The sequence below is a fragment of the Paenibacillus terricola genome, from assembly GCF_014779765.1.
Classification (GTDB): Bacteria; Bacillota; Bacilli; order Paenibacillales; family Paenibacillaceae; genus Paenibacillus_T; species Paenibacillus_T terricola.
Genome location: NZ_JACXZA010000002.1, coordinates 229,510 through 255,086 on the forward strand (window position 1 = coordinate 229,510; position 25,577 = coordinate 255,086).

General features: G+C 50.0%; 26 protein-coding genes and 1 pseudogene. 24 read left to right on the forward strand and 3 right to left on the reverse strand.

Annotated elements, in window-relative coordinates:
• Positions 1-36 precede the first annotated feature (36 nt).
• The 18 genes and pseudogenes from H8B09_RS08310 (at position 37) to H8B09_RS08390 (ending at position 16,714) form a co-directional block, all read left to right on the forward strand.
• Positions 37-819, forward strand: a complete 783-nt coding sequence (locus tag H8B09_RS08310) for a segregation and condensation protein A (protein ID WP_191203049.1) — start codon at positions 37-39, stop codon at positions 817-819.
• Entirely contained in the window at positions 788-1,438 is a 651-nt protein-coding gene (gene scpB / locus H8B09_RS08315; protein WP_191203050.1) for an SMC-Scp complex subunit ScpB, read from the forward strand. Before H8B09_RS08310 ends, scpB begins: the two co-directional genes overlap by 32 nt.
• A gap of 102 nt (positions 1,439-1,540) precedes the next feature.
• On the forward strand, positions 1,541-2,221 hold the full coding sequence (locus H8B09_RS30405) for a DUF2953 domain-containing protein (RefSeq protein ID WP_224753411.1): 681 nt from the start codon (positions 1,541-1,543) through the stop codon (positions 2,219-2,221).
• A gap of 5 nt (positions 2,222-2,226) precedes the next feature.
• On the forward strand, positions 2,227-2,673 hold the full coding sequence (locus H8B09_RS08320; protein ID WP_224753412.1) for an ATP-binding cassette domain-containing protein: 447 nt from the start codon (positions 2,227-2,229) through the stop codon (positions 2,671-2,673).
• A 123-nt stretch (positions 2,674-2,796) separates the two neighbouring features.
• Complete coding sequence (gene ytfJ / locus H8B09_RS08325; protein ID WP_191203052.1) at positions 2,797-3,258, forward strand: GerW family sporulation protein; 462 nt, start codon at positions 2,797-2,799, stop codon at positions 3,256-3,258.
• A 213-nt stretch (positions 3,259-3,471) separates the two neighbouring features.
• Positions 3,472-4,371, forward strand: coding sequence for an ABC transporter ATP-binding protein (locus H8B09_RS08330; RefSeq protein WP_191203766.1), 900 nt, complete (start codon positions 3,472-3,474; stop codon positions 4,369-4,371).
• A 31-nt stretch (positions 4,372-4,402) separates the two neighbouring features.
• Positions 4,403-5,158, forward strand: a complete 756-nt coding sequence (locus H8B09_RS08335; RefSeq protein ID WP_191203053.1) for an ABC transporter permease — start codon at positions 4,403-4,405, stop codon at positions 5,156-5,158.
• On the forward strand, positions 5,159-6,313 hold the full coding sequence (locus H8B09_RS08340; RefSeq protein WP_224753413.1) for an ATP-binding protein: 1,155 nt from the start codon (positions 5,159-5,161) through the stop codon (positions 6,311-6,313).
• A gap of 11 nt (positions 6,314-6,324) precedes the next feature.
• Positions 6,325-6,927, forward strand: a complete 603-nt coding sequence (locus H8B09_RS08345; RefSeq protein ID WP_191203055.1) for a response regulator transcription factor — start codon at positions 6,325-6,327, stop codon at positions 6,925-6,927.
• Positions 6,928-7,112: 185 nt separating this feature from the next.
• On the forward strand, positions 7,113-8,327 hold the full coding sequence (locus H8B09_RS08350) for a D-alanyl-D-alanine carboxypeptidase family protein (RefSeq protein WP_502572610.1): 1,215 nt from the start codon (positions 7,113-7,115) through the stop codon (positions 8,325-8,327).
• A 7-nt stretch (positions 8,328-8,334) separates the two neighbouring features.
• Entirely contained in the window at positions 8,335-8,991 is a 657-nt protein-coding gene (locus H8B09_RS08355) for a nucleoside recognition domain-containing protein (RefSeq protein WP_224753414.1), read from the forward strand.
• A gap of 25 nt (positions 8,992-9,016) precedes the next feature.
• Complete coding sequence (locus H8B09_RS08360; RefSeq protein ID WP_191203768.1) at positions 9,017-9,517, forward strand: spore maturation protein; 501 nt, start codon at positions 9,017-9,019, stop codon at positions 9,515-9,517.
• Positions 9,518-9,675: 158 nt separating this feature from the next.
• A pseudogene (locus H8B09_RS30410) lies at positions 9,676-10,377 on the forward strand (pseudouridine synthase); the annotation flags it as partial.
• 646 nt (positions 10,378-11,023) lie between these two features.
• Positions 11,024-11,551: a redoxin domain-containing protein gene (locus H8B09_RS08370; RefSeq protein ID WP_191203057.1), complete on the forward strand. Its 528-nt coding sequence runs from the start codon at positions 11,024-11,026 to the stop codon at positions 11,549-11,551.
• A gap of 48 nt (positions 11,552-11,599) precedes the next feature.
• Positions 11,600-13,228 (forward strand): cytochrome c biogenesis protein ResB, encoded by a 1,629-nt coding sequence (gene resB, locus H8B09_RS08375; RefSeq protein WP_191203058.1) that lies wholly within the window; start codon positions 11,600-11,602, stop codon positions 13,226-13,228.
• Positions 13,225-14,484 (forward strand): cytochrome c biogenesis protein CcsA, encoded by a 1,260-nt coding sequence (gene ccsA, locus H8B09_RS08380; RefSeq protein ID WP_191203059.1) that lies wholly within the window; start codon positions 13,225-13,227, stop codon positions 14,482-14,484. The genes resB and ccsA overlap by 4 nt, the downstream gene beginning before the upstream one ends.
• Positions 14,485-14,518: 34 nt before the next feature.
• Positions 14,519-15,235, forward strand: coding sequence for a response regulator transcription factor (locus H8B09_RS08385; protein ID WP_191203060.1), 717 nt, complete (start codon positions 14,519-14,521; stop codon positions 15,233-15,235).
• A 3-nt stretch (positions 15,236-15,238) separates the two neighbouring features.
• Positions 15,239-16,714, forward strand: a complete 1,476-nt coding sequence (locus tag H8B09_RS08390; protein ID WP_191203769.1) for an ATP-binding protein — start codon at positions 15,239-15,241, stop codon at positions 16,712-16,714.
• Positions 16,715-17,472: 758 nt separating this feature from the next.
• Here H8B09_RS08390 and serA read toward each other — a convergent pair.
• Positions 17,473-19,062 carry a phosphoglycerate dehydrogenase gene (gene serA, locus H8B09_RS08395; RefSeq protein ID WP_191203061.1) on the reverse strand — a complete coding sequence of 530 codons (1,590 nt, stop codon included), beginning with the start codon at positions 19,060-19,062 and terminating at the stop codon, positions 17,473-17,475.
• 299 nt (positions 19,063-19,361) lie between these two features.
• On the opposite strand from serA, the gene H8B09_RS08400 reads away from it, so the two are divergent.
• Positions 19,362-19,688 (forward strand): rhodanese-like domain-containing protein, encoded by a 327-nt coding sequence (locus H8B09_RS08400; RefSeq protein ID WP_191203062.1) that lies wholly within the window; start codon positions 19,362-19,364, stop codon positions 19,686-19,688.
• A gap of 15 nt (positions 19,689-19,703) precedes the next feature.
• Here H8B09_RS08400 and H8B09_RS08405 read toward each other — a convergent pair whose 3' ends face one another.
• Complete coding sequence (locus tag H8B09_RS08405) at positions 19,704-20,621, reverse strand: hypothetical protein (RefSeq protein ID WP_191203063.1); 918 nt, start codon at positions 20,619-20,621, stop codon at positions 19,704-19,706.
• Between the two features lie 141 nt (positions 20,622-20,762).
• On the opposite strand from H8B09_RS08405, the gene H8B09_RS08410 reads away from it, so the two are divergent.
• Positions 20,763-21,362: a CPBP family intramembrane glutamic endopeptidase gene (locus tag H8B09_RS08410; protein ID WP_191203064.1), complete on the forward strand. Its 600-nt coding sequence runs from the start codon at positions 20,763-20,765 to the stop codon at positions 21,360-21,362.
• Entirely contained in the window at positions 21,359-21,595 is a 237-nt protein-coding gene (locus H8B09_RS08415; protein WP_191203065.1) for a hypothetical protein, read from the forward strand. Before H8B09_RS08410 ends, H8B09_RS08415 begins: the two co-directional genes overlap by 4 nt.
• Positions 21,596-21,617: 22 nt before the next feature.
• Here H8B09_RS08415 and H8B09_RS08420 read toward each other — a convergent pair whose 3' ends face one another.
• Positions 21,618-22,583, reverse strand: coding sequence for a polysaccharide deacetylase family protein (locus H8B09_RS08420; protein ID WP_397376053.1), 966 nt, complete (start codon positions 22,581-22,583; stop codon positions 21,618-21,620).
• Between the two features lie 199 nt (positions 22,584-22,782).
• Here H8B09_RS08420 and H8B09_RS08425 point away from each other — a divergent pair, with 199 nt between their 5' ends.
• The 3 genes from H8B09_RS08425 to H8B09_RS08435 all read left to right on the forward strand — a co-directional run bounded on the left by H8B09_RS08425 (position 22,783) and on the right by H8B09_RS08435 (position 25,562).
• Complete coding sequence (locus tag H8B09_RS08425) at positions 22,783-23,157, forward strand: hypothetical protein (protein WP_224753415.1); 375 nt, start codon at positions 22,783-22,785, stop codon at positions 23,155-23,157.
• A gap of 200 nt (positions 23,158-23,357) precedes the next feature.
• Positions 23,358-23,972, forward strand: a complete 615-nt coding sequence (locus H8B09_RS08430; protein ID WP_191203067.1) for a genetic competence negative regulator — start codon at positions 23,358-23,360, stop codon at positions 23,970-23,972.
• A gap of 339 nt (positions 23,973-24,311) precedes the next feature.
• Positions 24,312-25,562: a Glu/Leu/Phe/Val family dehydrogenase gene (locus tag H8B09_RS08435; protein ID WP_191203068.1), complete on the forward strand. Its 1,251-nt coding sequence runs from the start codon at positions 24,312-24,314 to the stop codon at positions 25,560-25,562.
• Positions 25,563-25,577 lie beyond the last annotated feature (15 nt).

Below are 25,577 nucleotides of genomic sequence, written 5' to 3' on the forward strand. Positions count from 1 at the left end.
TCATGATAGCCGATCATCACCCGGGAGGACGACGCCGTGACGGTGACGTATAAGCTGGAGACGTTCGAAGGACCGCTCGATCTGCTGCTTCACTTAATTGACAAAGCCGAGATCGACATCCACGAAGTATCCATCAGCGAGATTACCGATCAATATATGAATTATTTGCAAGCCATGCAGGAACTCGAGCTCGATGTAACGAGCGAGTTCCTCGTCATGGCTGCTACGCTGCTGTCAATTAAGAGCAAGCAGCTTCTGCCGAAGCCTCCAGTCATCGAGCTCGATGAATTCGAGGACTGGCAGGATGACGGGCCTGACCCGCAGGAAGAGCTGATTCAGCGCCTGCTCGAGTATCGCAAGTACAAGCTCATTGCCGCCGAGCTTCGAGATAAGGAGTTTGAGCGCAGTCTTGTTTTTGCGAAAGAGCCTGAAGATTTGTCGCCGTTCATGCATGAACAGCCGTCGAATCCGGTAGAAGGTCTGCACATCGATGATCTTGTGCGTGCGTTTCAGAAGGCGCTGCGAAGAGCGGTTCGACGCAATTTCGTTGCGACGGTTAAGCGTGATGAAATCTCAGTGAAGGATCGTATCCGCGATATCATTGATGTGCTGAAGCAGTACGAGACTGTACGATTCTCGAAGCTGATCAAGCAAAATATGGACCGTCACGAGATTGTCGTGACGTTTCTGGCGATATTGGAGCTGATGAAGATGAAGCATGTTCGCTGTCATCAGCATCAGTCGTTCGATGACATCGTCATTCATTGGAGAGGGGAAACGTCGGATAATGGATTATCAGAGCTACAAATCGATTATTGAAGGCTTGATGTACATGGCAGGAGAGGAAGGTCTCAATGCCAGGCAGATTGCCGAGATTTTGCAGATCGATGCTCAGTTATCGGCGGAGCTTGTCTACGATTTGAAGTGCGATTTGAAACGAGAAGGAAGAGGCGTGCAAATCTCGGAGGTCGCAGGCGCCTATCGCATGACGACAAACCCAGAGCATGCAATATATTTTGAGCGGATGGCTTATTCGCCTGCTCGAGCGAGTTTGTCGCAGGCGGCGCTTGAGACGCTGTCGATCGTCGCTTACCGACAGCCGATTACACGTGTCGATATCGAAGAAATTCGCGGCGTCAAGAGCGATCGCGCTATTCACTCTCTAGTTTCGAAGGATTTGATCGAAGAGGTTGGCCGTGCTGAAGCAATAGGCCGACCGATTCTATATGGAACAACGAAATCGTTCTTGGATTACTTTGGTCTATCTGCGCTTAGTGCGCTGCCGGAGCCTGCGCATGTAACGTTGGAGGATCTCGACGATGGCTCGAATGCGCTGTTCGAACGGTTCGACGGCCGTCAGATGACGTTCGATGAGCTGCCGCCGATTCCACCTGCGCCGCAGGGCATCGCAGCTGCGAAGGAAGACGAAGAAGAATAAGTACATGAGATCTGTCAGCAAGGCCATACTATAACCAACTGCTGCTTGTTATGACGATAAGCGGAACACAAGCCAATTGCTTGGAGGATGGAGGAACCGCATATGGCGGCTTTTTCACATGGTTGGATATGGTGGGCGGCTGCAGGTCTCTTTTTTTTGCTCGGATTGCTCGTATGGTTCTCTCCGATTGTACTGACAACCCAGATGAAGAAAATCAACCTGGATGACGATCTCGAGGTTCATATTAAGGCGTTATATGGCCTTGTACGGTTGAAGTGGCGCATGCCTGTCCTAGAGTGGACGAATCACGGCATTAAGGTACGGACCGAGAAGGACAATATGCAGGGTCACGATGAACAAGAGGAGCAGATGGATGCTGCTCGTGTAATCAGTCTAACGAACCGGCTCAAAATGGTTATTGTCCAGGTAGAAGACGCGGCAAAGCTTGTAACGAAGGTGCTTCGGAAGGTGAAAGTAGAGGAATGGCGTTGGGTGACGGAAGTCGGCACCGATGATGCCATGTGGACGGCGATGTGCACGGGTATGTTATGGTCAGTCAAAACGACAGCTGTAGGTGTTGCCTCACAGCTCATGCAGCTAGTGGCTTCACCGGTAATAGATGTGCGGCCGGCTTATAACCGTACCTGTCTTGCGTCAGAATGGAAGTTTGCCGCTCGGATGCGACTTGGAGAGGCTGGCATTATTGGGCTGCGCGTACTCAATGCGATCCGCAAAATGAAGGCGGGTACGGCGGGTCTGCAGCGAATTCTGCCGAAGACGTAGTGGAGATGATTGCGGAATGTGGAGAGCAGCGAGAGCAGCGGAGGCTGCTCTTTTTTGCGTTTGACTTCGTCATGCAGCTCCCACAGGGCTTGGATTCGGAGTTGGCTGAGCATGGGGGCGGCTTGTCAGGCGGACAGCGGCAGCGACTAGCAATTGCAAGGGCCATGCTGCGTAATGCACCCATCCTTCTGATGGATGAAGCAACATCTGCGCTTGATTCTGAATCGGAACGAGAAATTGTGCAAGCTCTAAGGCGATTGTCGGAAGGAAAGACAACCATTACGATTGCCCATCGGCTGTATACGGTTCGAGATGCGGATGCCATTATTGTCATGGATCAAGGGCGAATCCAAGCGATTGGAACACATGATCAATTGCTTGAACAATGTGAGCTGTACCGTCGAATGTATGAAGCTCAGTCTGGTGATGTCGAGATTCAAGTGGTGGCGTAGACGTTCATCGAAGTCAGGTGACTCTGTGATTTCTTCCTACACATAATCTGAACTTCGTTCGTGCACAATACAAAAAGCGTACGGAAGTAATCCTTATCCATATCGCACCAAGGAGGAGCATCTATGTCCAATCACCCGATTGAAGGTCTCATGCAGACCGCGATGGAAAATATTAAAGAAATGGTCGACGTCAACACGATTGTCGGCGATCCGGTTCAAACGCCAGACGGTAGCGTTATTATGCCGATCTCCAAAGTAGGCTTTGGCTTCGTTGCCGGCGGCAGCGACATCCGCTTCAGTCAATCGGGCGGCGGCCAACAGTCCACGACACCGCATGAAGGCCAGAACGCAAATGTACAAGGACCTTTCGGCGGCGGCAGCGGCGGCGGTGTATCGATTACGCCTATCGCTTTCCTCGTGGTTGGCACGCACGGCGTCAAGGTCGTACCGCTCGACAATAACACGCATCTCATTGAACGCGTCATCGATTCTGCACCACATGTATTCGATCGTATTCAAGGCATGCTGAAGAATAACGAACACCACCATCAGGATTCCACCATTACCGAGTCTCCACTTCTGTAAAAGGAAGCCACGAAAAGCCTGTATCGGCATAAGCTGATACAGGCTTTTTTATCGTTCAAATGGATAATGGCTGAGGATGAATCATATGACATTTGTCATGCGAAACAGATGTTAAAATGATCTACCAGCTGTGGCAACGTTCAGGTAAGATAAGGAAGTCAGAGAGAGCGTACCGGATGAACGAACTTTAAAGATAGACAGGGGATGGAAACGATGAAGGATTGGGCGATACAAATAAGCAACGTTACGAAGGTATATAAAGGAAAAAAAGCAGTTAACGATTTATCGCTTACTGTAGAAAAGGGAAGTGTCGTTGCGCTGCTTGGACCAAATGGTGCGGGCAAGACGACAACCGTCTCGATGATTCTTGGGTTGATCCAGCCTACGAGCGGCAGCGTGAAGCTGCTTGGCGGTGACCCGAAGGAGCGCAGCGTCCGCGATCGCATTGGCGCAATGCTGCAGGATGTCAGTGTTATCGAAAATTTGACGGTAGCGGAAACGATTGATCTCTTCCGTCATTACTATAAAACGCCGCTTCCGCTTGCTCAGCTCCTTCAGATTAGCGGTCTTACCAACGAGCGCAGCAAGATGGCTTCAGCATTGTCCGGAGGCCAACAGCGTCGCTTAGGCTTCGCAATGGCCGCTGCCGGTGATCCAGAGGTACTGTTCCTTGACGAACCTACCGTCGGGATGGATGTGACGAGCCGTCAATTGTTCTGGGATACGGTTAAAGCAATGGCTGGAAGAGGCCGCACGATCGTACTTACGACGCACTACTTAGAGGAAGCCGACCAGATAGCGGACCGGATCGTTGTCATTAACGACGGCAGGCTCGTAGCGGACGGCACGCCAAGTCAAATTAAAGCAACAACGATTGGGCGCACGATTACGTTCACGGCGGGATCATCTGTAACGAATGAGGTTTTATATGGAATTTCCGGCGTAACGGATGCGGAATGGAACGGACGGCGAGTCCGATTGTATAGCAGCGATACCGATAGACTGATCGCCGAGCTCATTATGCGCGGCGTAGAGATGAAGGATATCGAGATCCAGAGCGGCGGATTAGAGGAAGCGTTCCGTTCGCTAGTAAGCAGCGCCAAAGAAGACTAATAAAGAGGACGAAAAGGGAGCTGGAATTAACATGGATACAAGCGTAAGAAGAGCGGCGATCGCGCAGTTGAAATCGGAGCTGCTTCGCACGATGCGGAATAAACGGTTTGTTTTCTTCACCATTGTCATGCCGATTGCTTTCTACTTTATTTTCACAAGTTCGATGGATGGAGACCTTACGGTGGACGGAATCGACTGGGCGGCTTATTATCTGATGTCGATGTCGGCTTACGGGGTTGTTGGCTCGGGGATTACAACGCTTAGCCAGAAGTTTTCTAGAGAACGGTCGCAAGGCTGGTCGAGATTGCTTCGTATAACGCCGCTTCCGTCATGGGCATTCGTCCTTTCGAAGGTAATCGCGCAAGGCTTGATCAATTTGTGCATGATCATCATTTTGTTCATTATCGCGTCTGTGGTCAAGGGTGTGGAGTTATCCGCTGCACAGTGGATTGAAAGCGGCTTGTGGATCTGGTTTGGCAGCTTCTCCTTCATGGCGCTTGGAACACTGGTCGGAACGATTCGGAACTCCGACGTTGTGCAGGTGGTCGGCATGATCGTTTATCTGGGTATGTCGATGCTGGGCGGTCTCTGGTTTCCTGTGGAGACGATGTCGGATACAATGCGCGCGATTGCGCATGCGATGCCAACCTATTGGCTGGGTCACGGCGCATGGAATCTGATCGGCGGCGGAGCATTTGATTGGAATGGCGTTTTCGTTCTCGGTGCATATGTGATCGGTTTCGTGGTACTATCATCCTATATCATGAGAAAACAGGAAGCGGTCTAATTGATAAAATCATTCGTGCATTCATTGTTTGGCGAGCGGTCTCCTACGAGACCGCCTTTGTTCATTTCATTTATTTGGCTAGTGTATCTCGCATTTCCTCTGCACGCCGTTTTCAAGCTTCCGTTCAGCGAGATGATAATCGGCCTCTTGGTCATCGCATTATTTGCCGCAATGTACATTTACAGCATTCTGCACGAGCGGGGCAGGTTCGTCCTGCTTTATGTCCAGATGGCCATCATTGTAATATTTACGCTCAAGGTCGATCCTGGATTTATGTTCATGGGCTTCTATCTAACTCCGCTCACCGGCATTATGCCTACCAGGCGCAAGTTTATCATCACATGGATATCGTTGTTTGTATTCTTGATAGCTGTTCTTGTCGTATACCGTAACGAGCTTACTAGTGATGACTTGATAAGCGTTATTCCTGCTATGCTCATTATGCTGTTCATGCCGTTAGCGATTCGTTTCGGGCGGCGTTCCAAAGAACTGAGGGAGAAACTCGACATCGCAAATGAGCAAATCGCGATTCTCTCGGCCAACGAGGAGCGAGCGCGCATCTCCCGGGATCTGCATGATACGCTTGGGCACTCGTTGTCACTAATAACGCTAAAGAGCGAACTGACGGAAAGGCTTATCCTCAAAAATACAGATCGTGCGATTCAAGAGGTAAGGGATATCCAAGCGACTTCACGCGCTGCGCTTCAGCAGGTCAGAGAGCTGATTTCCGGACTTAATACGGCTACGGTGGAGACCGAGATCCATAATGCTCTGCAATTACTAGCCGCGGCCAATATCGAGCCTCGTCTAGAGGGGGAGTATCGTGAAGGCACAATCACGCCTCTAATCAACAATATTCTGGGCATGTGTTTGCGGGAGACCGTGACGAATGTCGTTCGTCATAGTGGAGCTTCTTGCTGCACGATCGAGCGGATTAGCATGCATGACAGCATGATGCTAATCGTCACCGATAATGGTCGTGGCATTGATGAACAACCAACCGATAAGGGCAGAAGCGAAGGTAACGGACTCAAAGGGATGAGAGAACGGTTGAAGCTGGTGGAAGGCAAGATCACAATGGAGCGGCAAGGATTGAAGGGGACGCGAGTGTCGATTACGGTTCCTTATGTGAATCGTTCTTCAATAAGCAGATAGGAGAACAGCCGATGAGGGTCATTATCGCAGAAGATCAAGGCATGTTGAGAGGGGCGCTCAGTGCGCTTCTTGATATGGAGGATGACATCGAAGTAGTCGGACAGGCAGAGAACGGCGAGAAAGCGCTGGAGCTTATTCATGCGCTGAAGCCGGATATTTGTCTTTTGGACATCGAGATGCCCATCTTGACCGGATTAGATGTTGCCGAGCAGCTAGCAGCACAGCGTCACGTATGCAAGGTCGTCATATTGACGACGTTCTCGCGTTCCGGTTATTTTCAACGCGCGATGCGGGCAGGCGTTCACGGCTTCCTGCTCAAGGATGCGCCGATCGACGATTTAAGCGCCTCCTTAAGGCGTGTGTATGAAGGCGGGCGCGCGGTTAGCCCAGAGCTAGCGATTACGCTGTGGGAAGCAGGGAATCCGCTCAGTGATCGGGAACGTGAGGTGCTGAAGCTGGCAGGGGAAGGATTATCCGCACAAGAAATATCGAAGAGTCTGCACCTGACTGCCGGTACTGTACGCAATTATTTGTCCGAGGCAATTCGTAAGCTTGATGCGAAGAATCGGATTGAGGCAATCACCATCGCGAATAAGAAGGGATGGCTTGATTAGTCATTCTTCCGAATAGATGGATCAGACAACGGCACACCGAACAGGTGAATGCCGTTTTTGTCGTTAGAGTATGGTGGAGCATAAAGAAGGCTGCTTGGACATATGCTGTACAAGCAGGCACTTTTTGCGCGGCTATTTTGTCATTCAATTGTGCCATATGGTTTACGACAGGAGGTTTCAATCGCATGTCTATGAAGTTGCTGCGTCGTCATCAGTCGATTAGGCGGCTGTCGTATGCTGCGTTAGCCGTCGCGCTGCTGACTGCTGCGATCGGGATCGGACCTGCTGCAGTCGATGCGGCTGCAAGTGTTCCGCCTCTTGGGACACACGCGAAGGCATCGGCGCTGATCGACGTGGAGTCAGGCCGGATTTTGTACAATAAGAACGGGGAACAGCGTCTTCGTATCGCCAGTCTAACGAAAATCATGACGGCCATCGTTGCGATCGAGAATGCGGATCTATCCGATAAAGTGAAAGTTAGTGTTCGTGCTGCTGGCAAGGAAGGCTCCTCCATCTACTTACGTGCGGGGGAAGAAATGAAGCTGGAGGACATGCTGTATGGCCTCATGCTTCGATCCGGCAATGACGCCGCGACTGCGATAGCCGAGCATGTCGGGGGCTCTATTGAAGGATTTGTCCGCATGATGAACGAGAAGGCAGAGTGGATTGGGCTGGATAACACCCATTTTATGAATCCTTCCGGACTCGATGATGAAGGTCATTATTCCTCTGCGGATGATCTCGCCAAGCTGACTGCTTACGCGCTTCATAATCCGACGTTCGCGACGATTGTGAAGACTCGGGAGAAGAAGGCGCCGAATCCGAATGAATCTTGGGATTATCAATGGTCGAACAAGAACAAGATGCTGAACATGTATGAAGGAGCGGACGGTGTCAAAACCGGTTACACCAAGCTGGCGCTGCGATGCCTTGTTAGCTCCGCAACCCGCAATGGTCAACAACTTGCTGCAGTTACGATCAATGATCGTGATGACTGGGCTGATCATCGCAGCATGCTCGATTGGGGTTTTGAGCACTACAAGCTTACGATTGTAGCGAAGCAAGGACAACCGATCAGCGGTTATCCGCTTGCTGCAGGTCGTACGTTCCGTTATCCGCTTGCGAATGGGGAAGCAGAGCAGCTGCATTCCAAGCTTTCCTTAATAAGCAGCACCAGCACACCCTACGCGTTGGGAGAGCGTGGAATGCTTCAGTGGGAGCTCGGAGGCAGAACAATTGGCGTCGTTCCCGTGTACGATGCGGCCAGCACTCGGCTGCAATGGAAAGAGAAGCGGCCGCTTCCTGCATTAGACAATGCAGCAAGCGCAAGAGCAGGCAGCTATTCGTTCTCAGCTACATTACATGCCGTTGTACGAGCATTATTCGGGGGAGGAGCGTGAGCGGCCGATGGTCAATTGGATCTGGTTGTTCATGATTGTCGTCAGCGTGATCTCAGCTGCGGTGACGGGTAAGCTCGAGGCGGTTACAGAAGCGGCGTTTGATGGAGCGAAGACGGGGGTAACGGTCAGTTTTGGACTGATCAGCATTCTCGTCTTCTGGTTAGGCTTAATGCGTATCGGGGAGGATGCGGGTCTGCTTCGAGTATTATCTCGAATGCTCGGACCTGCCGTCCGCTTCCTGTTCCCCGATGTTCCACGCAATCATCCGGCACTCGGTTACATCATGAGCAATATGGCTGCTAACTTACTTGGTCTTGGCAATGCGGCGACACCAATGGGAATCAAAGCGATGCAGGAGCTTCAAAAGCTCAATCCAGACCAAGAAACGGCCACCCCTGCCATGTGTACCTTGCTTGCGCTTAATACATCGAGTATTACACTTGTTCCAACCACATTAATTGCAATCAGGCTGCAATATGAATCTGCGAATGCCGCCGAAATTGTAGGCTCCACCATCGCAGCTACTGCTGTTGCAACCGCAGCCGCCATACTTGCAGACCGCTGGTACCGAAGCCGAACCTCGCGCTCGAAGCGACCGCCGATCACACCGACTTATACGGCACCGCCTACGCAATCCGGAAAGGGTGGTGAGGCGGTTGGTTGAATGGCTGTCAACACTATCGGTATGGATGATCCCCGCACTTATCGTTTTTATTCCTTTGTTCGCCGCATTTAAGAAAGTTCCGGTCTATGAGACATTCGTCGAAGGGGCCAAAGAGGGGTTCGGCACTGCTATCAGTATTATTCCGCATATTGTAGGGATGATGGTGGCGATCAGCATGTTTCGGGCGTCAGGCGCAATGGATATCATGTTATCCTTCTTCAAGCCATTGCTCGCTCCGCTTGGTGTACCAGCCGAGGTGCTTCCGCTTGGATTGCTTCGTCCATTGACTGGGGCAGGTTCTCTTGCTTATACAACAGATCTTATCAAGTCATTCGGACCAGACTCGATGATCGGCCGAATTGCTTCGACTATACAGGGCAGCACCGACACAACGCTATATGTAATAACAGTTTATTTCGGCGCAGTGGGCATTCGCAAATCGCGGTATGCATTGAAGGTTGGCTTGTTCTCCGACCTCGTTGGCTTCGCCGCTTCGATTGCGGTTTGCTTGCTTTTATTCAGCTAAATGGCCGTTCCAAGCGTGCGTCAACAAATTGTCAAATTTGAAATTTCCTCTAACAGCAAGGCGGAAGCACAAGTGCGGGCAAGATGGCGTAAAGGCCGTCAGTACCGACCTTGTGCTTTTTCGTGCTTAAAGTTAATATGGAGGGTGAGGTGAAAAAGTTGGAACGTTTACAGAAAATATTGGCGCAAGCAGGCATTGCCTCTCGGCGCAAATGCGAAGAGCTTATCTTGTCTGGACAGGTGGAAGTGAACGGGGTCCAAGTTAAGACGCTCGGTGCTAAGGCCGATCCGAATGAAGATGTCATTACCGTAAACGGGAAGCCGATTGAAACGGAAGCGAAGCTGTACATTATGCTGAACAAGCCGAAGGGCGTTATTACGAGCGCATCGGATCCGCAAGGCCGCAAGGTCGTGTCGGATTTTTTGTCAGGCATCAAACAGCGTGTCTATCCGATCGGTCGACTCGATTATGATACCGAAGGATTGCTGCTTCTGACGAATGATGGCGAATTCGCTAATTTGCTGACGCATCCGAAGCACCATGTGCCGAAGACGTATTTGGCGACAGTGGATGGCGTCCCGCATGGCGAGAAGCTGGACCAGCTTCGTAAGGGCGTCGAGCTTGAGGACGGGATGACGGCTCCGGCCGAGGTCGAGTATCAAGATATTCAAGCCGACAACAAGGAATCCACGATTCGTATTACGATCTATGAAGGTCGCAACCGTCAGGTTCGCCGGATGTTCGATGCGGTGGGTCATCCTGTTACTCGTCTGAAGCGGGTCAAATTCGGAGAGATTGGTTTGCAAAATCTGAAGCGCGGCGGCTGGCGTCCGCTCACGCCGAAGGAAGTGGCCGAGCTTCGTGCGGAAGCTGCGAAGGCAGAAGGCAAGGAGAATCCGATCGCTTCAAGCCGTAACGGGAAGAAGCCAGAGTGGAAACCGAAGCCAAAGCCTAAGGGATTAGCGACGGCATCTGTCTCTGAAGCAAGTGAAGGCCGTAAACCTGCAAAAGCGAAGCCTAGCACTCGTACAGCTAATGGCCGCTCCCGCAAATCTTATGCTGAAGCTGTTATCGAGAAAGTCATTGGCAGCTACGATAAGAATGCGGGCAGCGCAGACGGACGCAGACCAGGCGACCGTCAGCAGCAAGCTGGCAGCCAAGGAAGATCGCCGCGTGGACGAGCAGCTGCCGGAACACAGCGTGATGCTGCAAGAAATACGCAAACGTCTAATGCTGGCCGCAGACCTAAGCAGTCGGAGACTGGCAGAAGCAGTGGTCGTTCGCAGGACAGCCGCGGACGCGGGCAAACACCACGTTCGGGCGATCGTCCAGGTGCAACTGGCGGCAGCAGACCAACGCGCACACGCAAAGGTTAAGGGCTAACAGCTTTAGCTGGAGTGATGGGCGTATAACATGACGGCATTGTTGCGAATGCCGTCGATTTTTGTTCAAATTAAGGAAATGGATTATTTAGGTTGTTTCGCAATCTACTAGAGGTGATAAGGCTTGGGCAAAAATCGGAAGCCGATTCAGATCGTCATCTTGCTCGGCGTCTTGCTGCTCGGCGGATATGCGATCGGCAAGACGCTGTTTGCGTCTGACGATGGCCGTCCGGCAGTCGGTAAGGCGGCGCCGGATTTTACATTGCTTGATCTGAACGGTCAGACGCATCAGTTGGCAGATTACAAGGGCAAGGCAGTGGTCGTCAATTTCTGGGGATCATTCTGTCCGCCATGTGTCACGGAGATGCCGGAGTTTCAGCGTATGTATGACAAGTATAAGGACAAGTCTTTTGAAGTGCTGGCGATAAACCTAAGTGAAGACGATTTAACCGTCAACAACTTCGTCGGGGAGCGTTCGCTTACTTACCCGATTCTAAGGGATGCGAATCGAGTCATTGAGCGCAAGTACGGATTATCGCAGTATCCAACCACGTTCTTCGTCAAGCCGGATGGCACGATTATGGACATCTTCGTCGGCGGGATGAGTGAACAAGACATCGATTCGCGGGTAGATCAGCTGCTGCAATCCTAGTTGTTCGCCTTCCATGCGAGAGTGAGGTTCAGAAGGAGGCTTTACGTTTTGTTTCAGAATACGAAGTGCGAATGCGGTCACCAGAATCCGCCGGACACGCTGCTCTGCGAGTCATGCGGCAAACCGCTTGTAGAATCAGATGAGCCGCTAGAGATGCGGTATGACGGCGTAGCCAGACGGTCACAGAAGCGGAATCCGAACCCACTTGATCGGGTGTGGAACTTTTTCTCATCGGTTCGTATCGCCGTTATCATCATCATTATTACACTGGTCGGTGCCTCTCTTGGTACGATTTATCCTCAGGGCAATAATGCAGAGTATTATAAAGAAGCGTACGGATGGAGCGGAGAGCTGTATCATAAGATTGGGCTTTCCTCCATGTATGATTCCTGGTGGTTCGTCGGCCTGCTGGTTATGATTGGTACGTCGCTTGTCATCTGCAGTCTTGACCGGGTGCTTCCGCTCTATCGCGCCTTGAACAAGCAGCAGATTCGTAAGCATCTGCAATTCATTACACGCCAGAAGACTTCCTATGTCGGCGCTATTGAAGGGGATGCCGAGCAATGGGTGCAGTCGTTCGGTAACCATCTTAAGCGGCGCAGATACAAAGTACATATTAATGGCACTGCACTCCTCGCGGAGAAAAACCGATTCAGCCGCTGGGGCCCTTACATCAACCATATCGGTCTGATCATTCTGCTGCTCGCGCTGCTGGCTCGGACGATTCCGCATTGGACGGAAGAGAATACGATCGCTGTTCGCGACGGGGAGACCGTACAGGTTGCCGGTACTGACTACTATGTGAAGAACGATAAGTTCACTGTAGAGTACTATAATGAAACCGAGCTGCCGGACAGGCTGAAGCAGCAGCAGCGTCCGAAGCTATATGAGACGCATGCTGTAATGTACGAATGCGTCAGCTCTTGCGATGAGCCGGGCATTGAGCCAGAGCTCAAAGAAGTGAAGCAATACGAGATTACGGTAAACCATCCAATGAACTATAAGGGCGTAAAGCTCTATCAGATCGGTTACGATGATGAGCCGCTGTTGCAATCCGTTAAACCGGTTATCGAAGATGTGAAGACGGGGCAAAAGTACGGACCGTTCGATCTGCCGATGAAGAATCCGAAGACAAGCTTTGAGGTTGGTCCATACAGCTTGGAGCTGAAAGCGAATTACATGGAATTTGCTTTGAATGACGAAGGCAGTCCAGTTACGAAATCGCGGGATCCGAAAGCGCCAGCGTTCATCTTTATCGTGAAGGGACCAGGTCTTGACGAGAATGGCGAACCGTACATGTATTTCCCGCTTGAGAAAGATAAAGAACGTTTCAGTCAGGATAAAATCAACCAAGCGATAGCGTCTAAGATTCAAATCCGGGTTGATGGCATGGACAATGTCAAGTTTAGCTCTTACACGAGCTACTTGTTAATCCGGGTCGACCGTGCGCTGCCATTCGTATGGGTTGGTCTTGGCATTTGTATGCTTGGCTTGTTGATGGGTGCCTATTGGCATCACCGCCGGATATGGCTGCGGATTGATGACGGTACATTGTCGCTTGGCGCGCATACGAACAAAAACCATTTTGGCATGCGTTCGGAGACAACTTGGGCGCTTGAACAAATGGGCATTACGGTCGAGAGCGATAAGCTCGATAACGGGGGTTATAATTCGTGAATTGGGTAGAGTTTAGCGGACATGCATACCTAGTTGCATTCGCCTTATATTGTTTCGCGTTTATGTTTTATGTAATCGCAATTGCTGGTCAGCGCTGGAGTAACCGAGACTCCAAGAATCATACGCAGCGCTGGGGCCGAATTGCTTTCTTCACCTCGTCAGTGGGTCTTGCGGGTCACCTGACCTTCTTCTTCACTCGCTGGTACGGAAGCGGACAGATTCCTACTAGTAATATGTACGAATTCATGTCGTTTCTTGCGATGGCGATCATGATCGCCTTCACCATTATTTACTTGATTTATCGCAAGCCGATTCTCGGGATGTTCGCGACTCCGCTTGCTGTTATTATCGTAGCGTATGCATCTGTATTCCCTAAGGATGTGCAGCCGCTCATCCCATCGCTTAACTCGTATTGGCTGAAGATTCACGTAACGACAGCTGCACTCGGCGAAGCATTCTTTGCAGTCGGTTTCGCAGCGGGACTTATGTATTTGCTTCGGGTGGTCGATTATACTCGTAAGGACGCTAAAGCCCGCAAAGAGCAGCGTTGGGTCGAGTTTACGCTTTATGTTATCGTTGTGGTCATCGGCTTCATCAGCATCGTCTTCTCGTTCCGCGGAGCGGGCTACGAAGCACATTTCACGCAAGAGAATGTGACTGTTGACGAGCAAGGTCAGACCATCACAAGGGTCGAGCAGGTCCAATACGATCTGCCGCCAATCTTTAAGCCTTACAACAGCCAAGTGGTGTCGGTCGATTCCTTCCTTGGCATGAACAAGCCTTGGTTCGAGACGCCTTCTTGGATGAATGGCATTAACGCCGGCCGCAAGCTGAACACCGTTATCTGGTCGATTATTGCAGGTTCGTTGTTGTATGGACTGCTTCGCTTAGCGTTTCGTAAGCCGCTTGGTGCTGTCATTCATCCGTTTATGGATGGTGTTAAGCCCAGTGATCTCGACGAGATCAGCTACCGCGCCATCGCCATCGGCTTCCCCGTGTTTACGCTCGGCGCACTCATCTTCGCGATGATCTGGGCGAACGAGGCGTGGGGCCGCTTCTGGGGATGGGATCCGAAGGAAGTATGGGCGCTTATTACATGGCTATACTACAGCGTTTACTTGCACTTCCGCTTATCGCGCGGATGGCAGGGACTTCGTTCCGCATGGCTGGCCGTTATCGGCTTCGTCATTGTGTGGTTCACGCTCATTGGCGTTAACCTCATTATCGCCGGCTTGCACTCGTATGCAGGTGTATAGTCACCTAAATTATTGATAAAGGGGCCGTGTCTTTATGACCGATTTCGCGCATCGCATATTAGTTGTAGACGACGAAGAGCGCATTCGCCGCTTGCTCAAAATGTACTTGGAGAAGGAAGGCTACGAGATCGAAGAAGCAGAGGATGGAGAAACTGCACTTCGAATGGCAGCGGGCAAAGATTATGATCTGATCATGCTCGACGTTATGCTTCCGGGTATTGATGGCGTTGAAGTATGCTCCAGACTTCGCCAGGTGAAAGCTACGCCGGTTATTATGCTTACGGCTAAAGGCGAAGAAATGAACCGTGTGCAAGGGTTTGAGGCAGGCGCTGACGATTATGTTGTAAAACCGTTCAGCCCGCGTGAAGTGATCTATCGTGTGAAAGCGATCCTTCGCCGCTCATCGGCTACGGCTTTCCTCACGAAAGAATCGAATTCCAGCAACAACATCGTGCTTCCGCATCTCATTATCGAGCATGACGCACACCGTGTTATGGCAGGCGGGCAAGAGGTAAGCCTGACGCCTAAGGAGTACGAATTGCTGCACTATTTGGCTGTATCGCCGGACAAAGTATTCTCGCGTGAGGAGCTGCTGAAGGATGTATGGAACTATGAGTTCTTTGGCGACCTTCGCACCGTAGATACTCATGTAAAGCGTCTGCGCGAGAAGCTGAACAAAGTGTCGGTTGAAGCAGCTTCAATGATTACTACGGTATGGGGCGTTGGTTATAAGCTTGAGGTATCGAAGTAATTGATGAAGCTGGGATGGTTGTGGCGTAGTGTAGTCGGCAAGCTGTGGATGACGATTATCGTGCTGGTAGCAGTCGTTCTGCTCATTCTAGGCATGTTCCTGCTTCAATATATCGATATTAACTTTCAGGACAACACCTCTCATCAGGTGAAAGTGCTGTTCATTGTTACCGGGATCATCGGGTTTCTGTTATCTACTTTTTTTGCTTTCTTCCTATCGTCCAAAATCACGCAACCGCTCATCGAGATGAAGAAAGCGGCTGCGTCGATTTCCGGGGGCGATTATGAGACGCGTGTTCCGATTCGTTCGACAGACGAGATTGGTGATCTGGCCCATGCATTCAACCGTATGGCACATGATCTTGATTCGCTCATTAAAGATTTGAGCCTCGAGAAGAATCATCTCGCCAGCATCTTGCGCAGTATGTCTGATGCCGTCATCACGTTTGATGCAGAAGGCAATGTGACGATGTCCAACCCGCCAGGCGATAAGCTGATGGCGCATTGGAACTCGCTTGATTGGGCGGAGGATGAGGAGAACAACTCGCGACCAGGGGTGCCTAAGCCGCTGCTTGAGCTGTTCGGACATGTCATTGCAGAGGGCATAGATAGCAGTGACAAGATTCATTTCCTAAGCGGGGTTTGGTCGGTTGTCATGGCACCGTTGAAATCGAATGATTCGGTTCGCGGTGCGGTTGCGGTAGTACGGGATGTAACCGAGGAGTTCAAGCTGGAGAAGCTGCGTCGTGATTTCGTTGCGAACGTGTCCCATGAGATTCGGACGCCGTTGTCGATGATGCAGGGCTACAGTGAAGCGCTGTTGGACGGATTCGCTGATTCGCCAGAAGAACGCGATGAGCTTGTTCAAGTGATTCACGACGAATCCGTTCGGATGGGTCGGCTTGTGAAAGACTTGCTTGATCTGGCGAGAATGGAGGCAGGGCATACGGAGCTTAAGCTTATGCCATGCAATATCGATGCACTTGCAAGGCGCGTTCATCGTAAGTTTATGGCGTTCGCCAAGGAACGTGATATTCGACTTCAATGCGAGCTTCCCGAGTCTCCTCCGCTTCATGTTCAGGCTGCGGATGAGGATCGGCTCGAACAAGTGTTAACGAATTTGTTGGATAACGCGTTAAGACATACGCCTAGCGGGGCAATGATTACGTTATCTGGCGCATGGGGACAGCAGGAACCAGGTCAGTCTGAACCTTCCAATGTGGTACTGCGGATTGCAGACGAAGGGGAAGGTATCCCAACGGATGATCTGCCGTACATTTTCGAGCGTTTCTACAAAGCGGATAAGTCACGTAAACGCGGTTCGTCGGGTGGCACAGGTCTTGGACTTGCGATTGTGAAGAACATCGTAGAAGGCCATCACGGCCGCATTCAAGTGGATAGTATGATCGGCAAAGGTACGACATTTACAATATTGCTTCCTGTCGATTTGAATCATCAGTTGTCAATGCGCTCATCATAATGAGCGCTTTTTTTGTTGGATTAAGGGGGTTAATATTGTTCAACGTGGAACATGTATAGGGGCTCCGCCCCTTTAGACCCCGTTTTTTTACGAAAAATTAATAATTAAAGAGTTAAAAATTTCTACCCACCCAAACCCTCCCTGCAAGGGAGGGCCCCAAAGGTCGTGTGACCTCTGGACTCCTCACAAGGACGGTGTATTGGATTGGATGGATCGTGTGCCCGCACTTGCCGCTTTTAGCGGCAAAGCTTTTGTTTGGATGGGTCTAGATAAGGTATAGCGTCTGCATGCATTTTCGTTCATGCCCATCAGTCACCGCCCATTGATGAAACAGTCGAATAATTGCAGCATAAATGATCTACCCACCCAAACCCTCCCTGCAAGGGAGGGACCCAAAGGTCGTGAGCGTATGCTCCCGATGTGGTTTCCTCGCGGAAACCTTTACCTCTGGACTCCTCACAAGGACGATGTCTTGGATTGGATGGATCGTGTGCCCGCAATTGCCGCTTTCAGCGGCAAAGCTTTTGTTTGGATGGGTTTAGATAAGGTATAGCAGCTGCATGCTTTTTCGTTCATGCTCACCAGTCACCGCCCATTGATGAAACAGTCGAGTAACTGCCGTTTTTAGGAATATGGAGGATCGAATCGAAGCGCATATAAGAGAAGGGGAGAGTGAAGGAGTTTGTTGTACGAGCTATTCACATACAGACAAAAAACGCCAGAGACATTTCGTCCCTGGCGTTTGCATTATGACCATATTACAGGCTGATCACTTTCGCTTTGTTCAGTTCTGGCAGTTTTACAATATCATCGATGACCGATGCTGGCACTTGCTTGTCGACTGTGAGCACCATGAGTGCGTCGCCGCCAGCAAGTTTGCGCCCAACTTGCATCGTTGCGATGTTGACATCGTTGTTGCCGAGCAATGTACCGACACTGCCGATAATGCCTGGTTTATCCGTATGCGACACGAGAAGGAGTTTGCCTTCTGGTGCGACGTCTACTGGATAACTGTCAATTTGAACGATACGTGGACCGTAGCCTGTCATCAGTGCTCCGGATACTGTACGCTCGACTTCCTCTGTGCGAAGGGTTACCGTCACGAGGTTCGTGAAGTCTTTTGCAACACTTGATTTGTTAACTACTACGTTTACGCTGCGCTCTTTCGCCAGGTGCATCGAGTTAACAACATTGACTTGGTCTGCGCCGAGGTGGTGAGCAAGCACGCCGCGAACGACGTAACGATTAAGCGGTTGCGTATCAACTTCAGCCAGATCACCTGCATAGCTAATGACAATCTCTTTTATTGCGCCAGCCGTCAGTTGTGCAATGAAGCTGCCCAGCTTCTCGCCGAGCGGGAAGTAAGGCTGCAGTACGCTGCGAACGTTCGCAGGGATAGGAGGCATGTTCACTGCGTTGATGAACGGCTCGTCACGCAGAATGTGGAGCACTTGCTCCGATACGTCGATTGCAACGTTCTCTTGAGCTTCAACCGTCGAAGCGCCAAGGTGAGGCGTTACGATGATTTTCGGATTCGTCAAGAATGGGTGATCCGGTGCCGGAGGCTCAACTTCGAATACGTCGAATGCCGCGCCTGCTACGATACCTTGATCGATTGCTTCAACAAGCGCAAGCTCGTCGATGATGCCGCCGCGTGCACAGTTCACGATGCGCATGCCTGGCTTCATCACTTCGAATTGCTTACGCGAGATCATGTGGCGCGTTTCAGGCGTCAATGGCGTATGAACCGTCATGAAGTCTGCGTTGCGGATGATGTCGTCTACCGATGCAAGCTTAATGCCCATTTTTTCAGCGCGCTCTTCCGTCAGGAACGGATCGTAGCCGAGGATTTCCATGCCGAATGCTTTAGCGCGTTTAGCAACTTCGCTGCCGATACGGCCCATGCCCATAACGCCGAGCACTTTGTTGCGAAGCTCTACGCCGAGGAACGATTTGCGATCCCATACGCCGCCAACCGTCTTCAGGTAAGCTTGTGGAATGTGGCGAGCAACAGCCATCATCATCGCGAACGTATGTTCACAAGTCGTGATTGTGTTGCCGTCCGGTGCGTTGATAACGATAATACCACGTTGAGTAGCAGCTTCCAGATCGATGTTGTCAACGCCTACGCCTGCACGGCCGACAACTTTCAGTTTCTTGCCTGCTTCCATGATGCGTGGTGTAACGCGTGTTTGGCTGCGAACGAGCAGAGCATCGTATTCGCCGATGATGGCAACGAGTTCGTCTTCGCTTAAACCAGGTTTTTTGTCAACGATAACGTCTGATGCATCTACAAGCTTCTGAATGCCGAGGTCACTGATTGGATCCGATACTAACACTTTAAACATGTGGAAACTGCCTCCTGTCTGAATGTGAAAAGAATGGTGTTGCAGTGAATATGTAGGAAAAACTCCATGTTGGAGTCATTCGACCAATAGGATGATGACGAATTGGTTCGAGGAAAAACATCGTCTCAATACGATAACGAGTATCGGAACGAAAGCCTGTCCAAGCGAAAAAATGATTCGTCATTTCTCATAACGCTTATTATTTTAAAGTAGTTAACAGGTGGAATGCAATGCCGAAACTTGCCGATACGTGAATTTTCCGATATGATTCATTCAACGTCATAGGGAGGGAAAACGCTGTGAATCGATGGGAAAATATTGATGCGGACAAGCTTCTAGAACGGCTTGCCAATGGATCGGTGAAGCCAGAACAAATCATTGACGTCCGCGAGCATCATGAATGGGACTATTATCGGCTTGAAGGAACAACACATATTCCTATGAGTATCTTTCCGGAGCAGCTTGCTTCTATAACACAAGAAGAATCATGGTACATATTATGCGGACATGGTGTTCGTAGTGTAGCTGTATGCCGCTATATGCAAGAAAACGGCTACGACGCGCTCCACAACATCGTGGGCGGCATCGCAGCCGTAGCAGAACTTAAAGGGTTTCAGTATGACTGATTAATTATGTAGATGTTATGCTTCATCAGATAAGAAGAACGGCAACTGCGGAAGCAGCTGCTTCGCATATTGGTTCACCATGCTGCTCTTGAAATCTCCGCTGCGCACTGCTTTCGTATCAATCAACAGCTCGGAGATAGGACCAATTAGGTCGTACTTCAACTTAGCAGCTTGTCCCGAGCTAATGAATTCATCGATGCGGCTGCTCAAGTCCTGCGGATAGTAATTAACGACTGTGCCTGAAGCTAAGATGAGATCGGCGCTAAGTTTATTCTTTACGATAAGAGGCAGCGATTTCCATACCGATATTTTCATCGTGCCAGGCAATTCGTTTACTTGTACAATGTCGGAATTGATCGTTCGAGCCCATTGAACCATTGCATTATAATAGGATTGCTGACCTTGCAGTGACTTGTTTACCGCTGATTTATAATCAGTGTCCTTGCGCATTGCGGCAAGAATCTGTGCAACAGATTGCCCCTCTTTGCTGGTAGACAGCCGTTTGGATACGGATTGGAATGATGCGATGCTCTTCAGCAACTGCTGCTGGGATTGTTCCAGCGGAGTAGATGTTGGCATGCTCACTGCCGATACTTCATTGAATGTTTTCTGAGATAGAGAAGCCAGTCGTTTCAGCTCAGTAGGCAAATCGGTTGTTTGCCTTGCGTTTGCATTCTCGACAACTGCTATCCATTCGGATTGAAATTCACGATAAGGCATAAATACAGTATGATAGTAGGATACGAGATCTTGCTGCTGAAGCGTGCCTGAGACGGGCTTTTTATCCGTTGATTCTTTACTTGCTTCCAGCTGCGTTGTCGTTCGATTCTTTCCGACCTCTACGCCGAAGAAGAAAGCACCTGCAGCGCATACCAGCATGAATAGGAACCCAAGGCTAACTAGCATTTCAGAACGAGACAAGCTCTTATTCATTCGGATAAATCCCCTTCACAATATGGTAGTATATATAAGAGTGAATATGTTGTAATGGCTCGAATAAAGTCGAATGTGGTACTAGTATAGGCGATTAAAGGAAAAAAGGGAATACAACGTTTTCAGGACAGGCGGTTGGTTATGAAAAAATTCGACATTAAAAAAATTAAGCTTCGCCAAGTGTCTGTGGACCAAATTGATGACAAGCTTTTACTGATTAATTTGTATCTAACACAACTGCTTACACTTATTATCGGAATTGTATGGTTATTATTTCAGCATCGAAATCCAATTCATTTGTTACAATTTCCGGAGCAGTCCAATTTCTGGATGTATGGGGTTGGATTAACGGCCGTTGTTATTGCGGTTGATGTACTAATTAGCAAGTTTGTGCCTGATCATGCTTCCGATGATGGCGGCGTGAATGAGCGGTTATTTAGAAAACGTCCCGTATGGCACATCGTGGTCATGTCGTTTATTGTCGCAGTTTGCGAGGAAATGTTGTTTCGAGGTGCGATGCAGCAATCATTTGGTCCATATTGGGTAAGTATCATTTTCGCTGCAATTCATGTTCGCTATTTGCGCCACTGGATACCAACAGGACTCGTCTTCTCGATCAGCTACGGACTCGGATGGATTTATATACAGAGCGGAACGCTGTGGGCGCCGATACTTACCCATTTTCTAGTCGATACCATTATGGGACTTATTATTCGGTTTCGGAGGTACGATGAAGAATGAGCAGGATGGCGAAGTATGGTTCGAGGCGAGCTCGGACTAGCAGCGAACAGCAGCAAGCGAGCGCAGATGAATACACAGAGGATGAAGAAAACGGCCTGCCGCCCAGACGTAAAACTCACCCGTCTAATAAGCAGCAGACCGCTCAGATTTTCTACAATGCACTTATTTTTATTTTTCTAATCCTAATCGTTACATTATTCTGGTTTGGCAAACAATTGCATTCCCCGTCCTAGCCCTACCCGGGCAGGACTTTTTTCATTTAGCTGCTGTTGCTGATGCATCAGCAGTAGCTGCAGTTGTATCGGACTCGATCTGGATGGTATCAGGGTCGATGAAGCCATATCCTTTGGCTTCCAACTTCGTCAGCAATTCGTCGAGCGCTTCTATCGTCCAAGGAAGTTCATGCATCAGAATGTTAGCTCCTGAATGCAGCTGCTCCAATACGTTTGCAATGACGGCATCGGGTTTGTTTTTGTTTTTGGTGTCCCAGTCAAGTGAACCGTTCGACCAAGTCATGTACAGCATGCCGTGATCCTTTACATAGCTGCGAACCGTATCATTGCCAGAACCGAATGGAGGACGGAAGAACTTCGGCGCTTCACCGATAATATCCTCGACTTGTTTGCTGACATCCCCGATCTGTTTCTCAATTGATTCCTTGTTCTCTTTCTTCAGATCAATATGATCCCACGAATGGTTGCCGACAGTCTGACCGCGATCGTGAATGAGCTTCACGAGTTCAGGATGAACTTTGACGCGATATCCGTTAACGAAGAAGATCGCTTTGGCTTTATGTTTATCCAGAATGTCGAGCATCTCCTTAACCTGTTTCTCATCTTTCGGGCCATCGTCGAACGTTAAGAGGACAACTTTATCCGTTGTCGTTGTTTTGTCAATTGGAACGAAACGATATACCTTGCTCATTCGATATAGCTTTACTTGTTCCGCTTGGGTTGGTGTTGTCTCATCAGTAGGCGTTGGATCTGTCGTCCCGGTCGCTGGCGGATTCGTTGTAGTACCGCCGGACGTGCTGCCTGAAGAATCTGGTGTAACAGCAGTTGAGTCAGGAACGGAAGTATCCGGCTGTTTGTCGGGTACGTCTAACGTCTGTTCGGCGGCAGGCGGTGTTGTTTGCTTCGTAGTGTCCTTGCCAGCTGCTCCGCAGGCAGCAAGTGCGAGAGCAAGCGTAAGGGGAACAGATGCTTTCAGCATGCGTTTCATGGGGTTCGGACCTCCGTCTGATATGTGATGATGATCTTGTTTAACCTTCTTAAGAACACGCCCTTCATTGTATCATATTTTGCTGGGCGGATCGTATGCGTTTTTTCCTGTATTTCACGCGGTTAACGAAACAAGCTAAGCGCACACTAAGGTCGAAACGTAATGATTATGGATATGAATAGAAGGAGTCGATCCCATTATGAGAATGAGTGGGTTTATCATTGGTGGATTGCTTGGCATGGCCGCAGCATTATATGCATCCCGCAAGCGTCCAGGTATGGCAGCATGGGCGGTTGATGCGACAGGCGATTTGATGTCTTCAGCGAGAAAAAGGTTGATGGGACGCGTCATGGAGCGTAAGCTTAGCTCTTGGACGAAGGAGGCTGCGGATGCAACCCCAAAGCGGTCCGCCGCTTCCGCCGGCAATTCCGCCGCCGCATGGCAGCAAATCGGCGCGCTCATTGAGAGCGATCCTGAGGTGAAGCGGGAGACGGAAGCGATTATGAAATCAACGGCAAGCGGCAGCGAAGGCAGCAGCTTGACCCATATGGGCAGCAGCCCAACTACGCATTAAGGCCAAAGTCAGCATCAATACTAGCATTCAGAGGGTCACCCTATCGCCAAAACATTGGCGAATAGGGCTGATCCTTTTTTGTCTGCAATAGTGCAATCATAGGGCGGACATGGTAACATAGGAATATGGCATGAGGGAATCACACATCATGTATGTTCTCATACCTTGTTATAACAGATGCTGCATAGGAGGATCCTGTCATGAAAATCGAACGGCTGAGCCAAGATAAAATACGCATATTTCTGACGTTCGACGACCTACTGGAGCGAGGCATTCAGAAGGAGGACATGTGGCGGGAAATTCCGAAGGTGAATGAGCTTTTCAGTGAAATGATGGATCAAGCTCATTCGGAACTCGGGTTTGAGGCCAGTGGTCCGCTTGCTGTAGAGGTGTTCGCACTTCCCGCTCAGGGTATGGTGGTGATCGTCACACGCGGCAAGTTGAATGTACACGCGGATGATTCCGTCCATGAGGATGATGAATCGGACGAAGATGTGTACGAGATGGAAGTAACGCTAGAACAGAGCGACATGGTTATGTACGCCTTCCGCGATTTCGAGGATGTTATAGCTGTCGGACGACAGTTAAGTCAGTCGGAATTGACTGATGACGGAAGACTGTTCGCTTACAACGGCAAGTACATTATGGCAATCGATCCAACCAGTATCGATCCATCTAGACATAATGCACTCATAGCGCTTCTCGCCGAATTCGGTGAAGCGACCTCGGTGACGGAGGCTGTACTTGAAGAGTATGGCAAGGTCATCATGAACGAGGGAGCCGTTCGCCAGCTATGTCAATATTTTTCCTTCTAAGCGGAATCAGATAAAGAGCATCCTGCGCCAGCCCTTAACGTGCGCGGATGCTCTTTTTTAGCCACTCATAGAGTTACACCCCTACCTCTAATCAGGTCGTTCATCATCTGAAGACCATGATAGAGGTTTTTTCTTCTTGTCTAACTGTCGGCTTTAGCCAGCTTTCAGAAGGCTTCCTGCATATGCAGGCTAAGCATCGACGATACTAACACAGATAGAAGGCTGGCTGACATTTCCTATTCATATGCGACGATTGCTGATGATGCAGCTTGAGCTGCTGTTACCGTCTCCAACAAGACACGGCAGCGATTATCGCAATTACTTAAGGGGGAGTATGAGATGACGACACCTGATGCAACGAATGTGCTGCATTCTACGCAAATAGTTATTGAACAAGCGCTCCGCAGACTCGGCTACAGTGATAGTATGGTTGAATTGCTAAGAGAGCCGATGCGTGTTCTTACCGTTCGAATACCTGTACGAATGGATGACGGAACAACCAAAGTATTTACCGGCTACCGCGCTCAGCACAATGATGCGGTTGGTCCGACCAAAGGCGGCGTACGATTTCATCCGGATGTGAACGAGATTGAAGTTAAAGCGCTTTCGATATGGATGACGCTTAAGTGCGGCATTGCAGATCTACCTTATGGCGGCGGCAAAGGTGGCGTAATCTGTGATCCGCGCAAAATGTCAATGCGAGAGCTTGAGCTTCTCAGCCGCGGGTATGTGAGGGCGATCAGTCAAATTGTCGGGCCGAACAAGGACATTCCGGCGCCTGATGTCATGACCAATGCTCAAATTATGGCTTGGATGCTGGATGAATACAGTCGCATTCGCGAATTCGATTCGCCGGGTTTTATCACGGGCAAACCGTTAGTACTGGGTGGCTCGAGAGGCCGCGAGACCGCGACTGCTCGCGGTGTAGCCATAATGATTGCAGAAGCGCTTCGGATGAAAGGGATTCCTTTGAAAGGTGCCCGGGTAGTCGTACAAGGCTTCGGCAACGCAGGAAGTTATCTTGCCAAATTCATGTATGATGCCGGTGCTGTCGTAATAGGTATTTCCGATGTGCACGGGGCATTGTATAATGAAAACGGGCTCGATATTCCGGACCTGTTAGATAAACGGGATTCTTTCGGCGGCGTAACGAATCTATTCAATCAGACCATTACGAATGATCAGCTGTTGGAATTAGATTGCGATGTGCTGGTACCAGCTGCAATCGAGAATCAAATTACAGAGCAGAACGCCCCGAATATTAAAGCAAGTGTAATTGTTGAGGCGGCTAATGGCCCTACAACACTAGAGGCAACTCGAATTGTTACGGAACGCGGCATTCTGCTTGTACCGGATGTGCTTGCAAGTGCAGGCGGTGTGATTGTATCCTACTTTGAGTGGGTACAGAATAATCAGGGCTATTACTGGTCGGAAGAAGAGGTTGATCAGAAGCTGGAGTGGATGATGCTGAAGGGCTTCCGCCAAGTCTACGAAATACACCAGACACGCAAGATCGATATGCGCCTTGCTGCTTATGTGGCAGGTGTGCGCAAGACGGCAGAGGCGACGCGACTGCGCGGCTGGGTCTAACACATTTTATAAGAG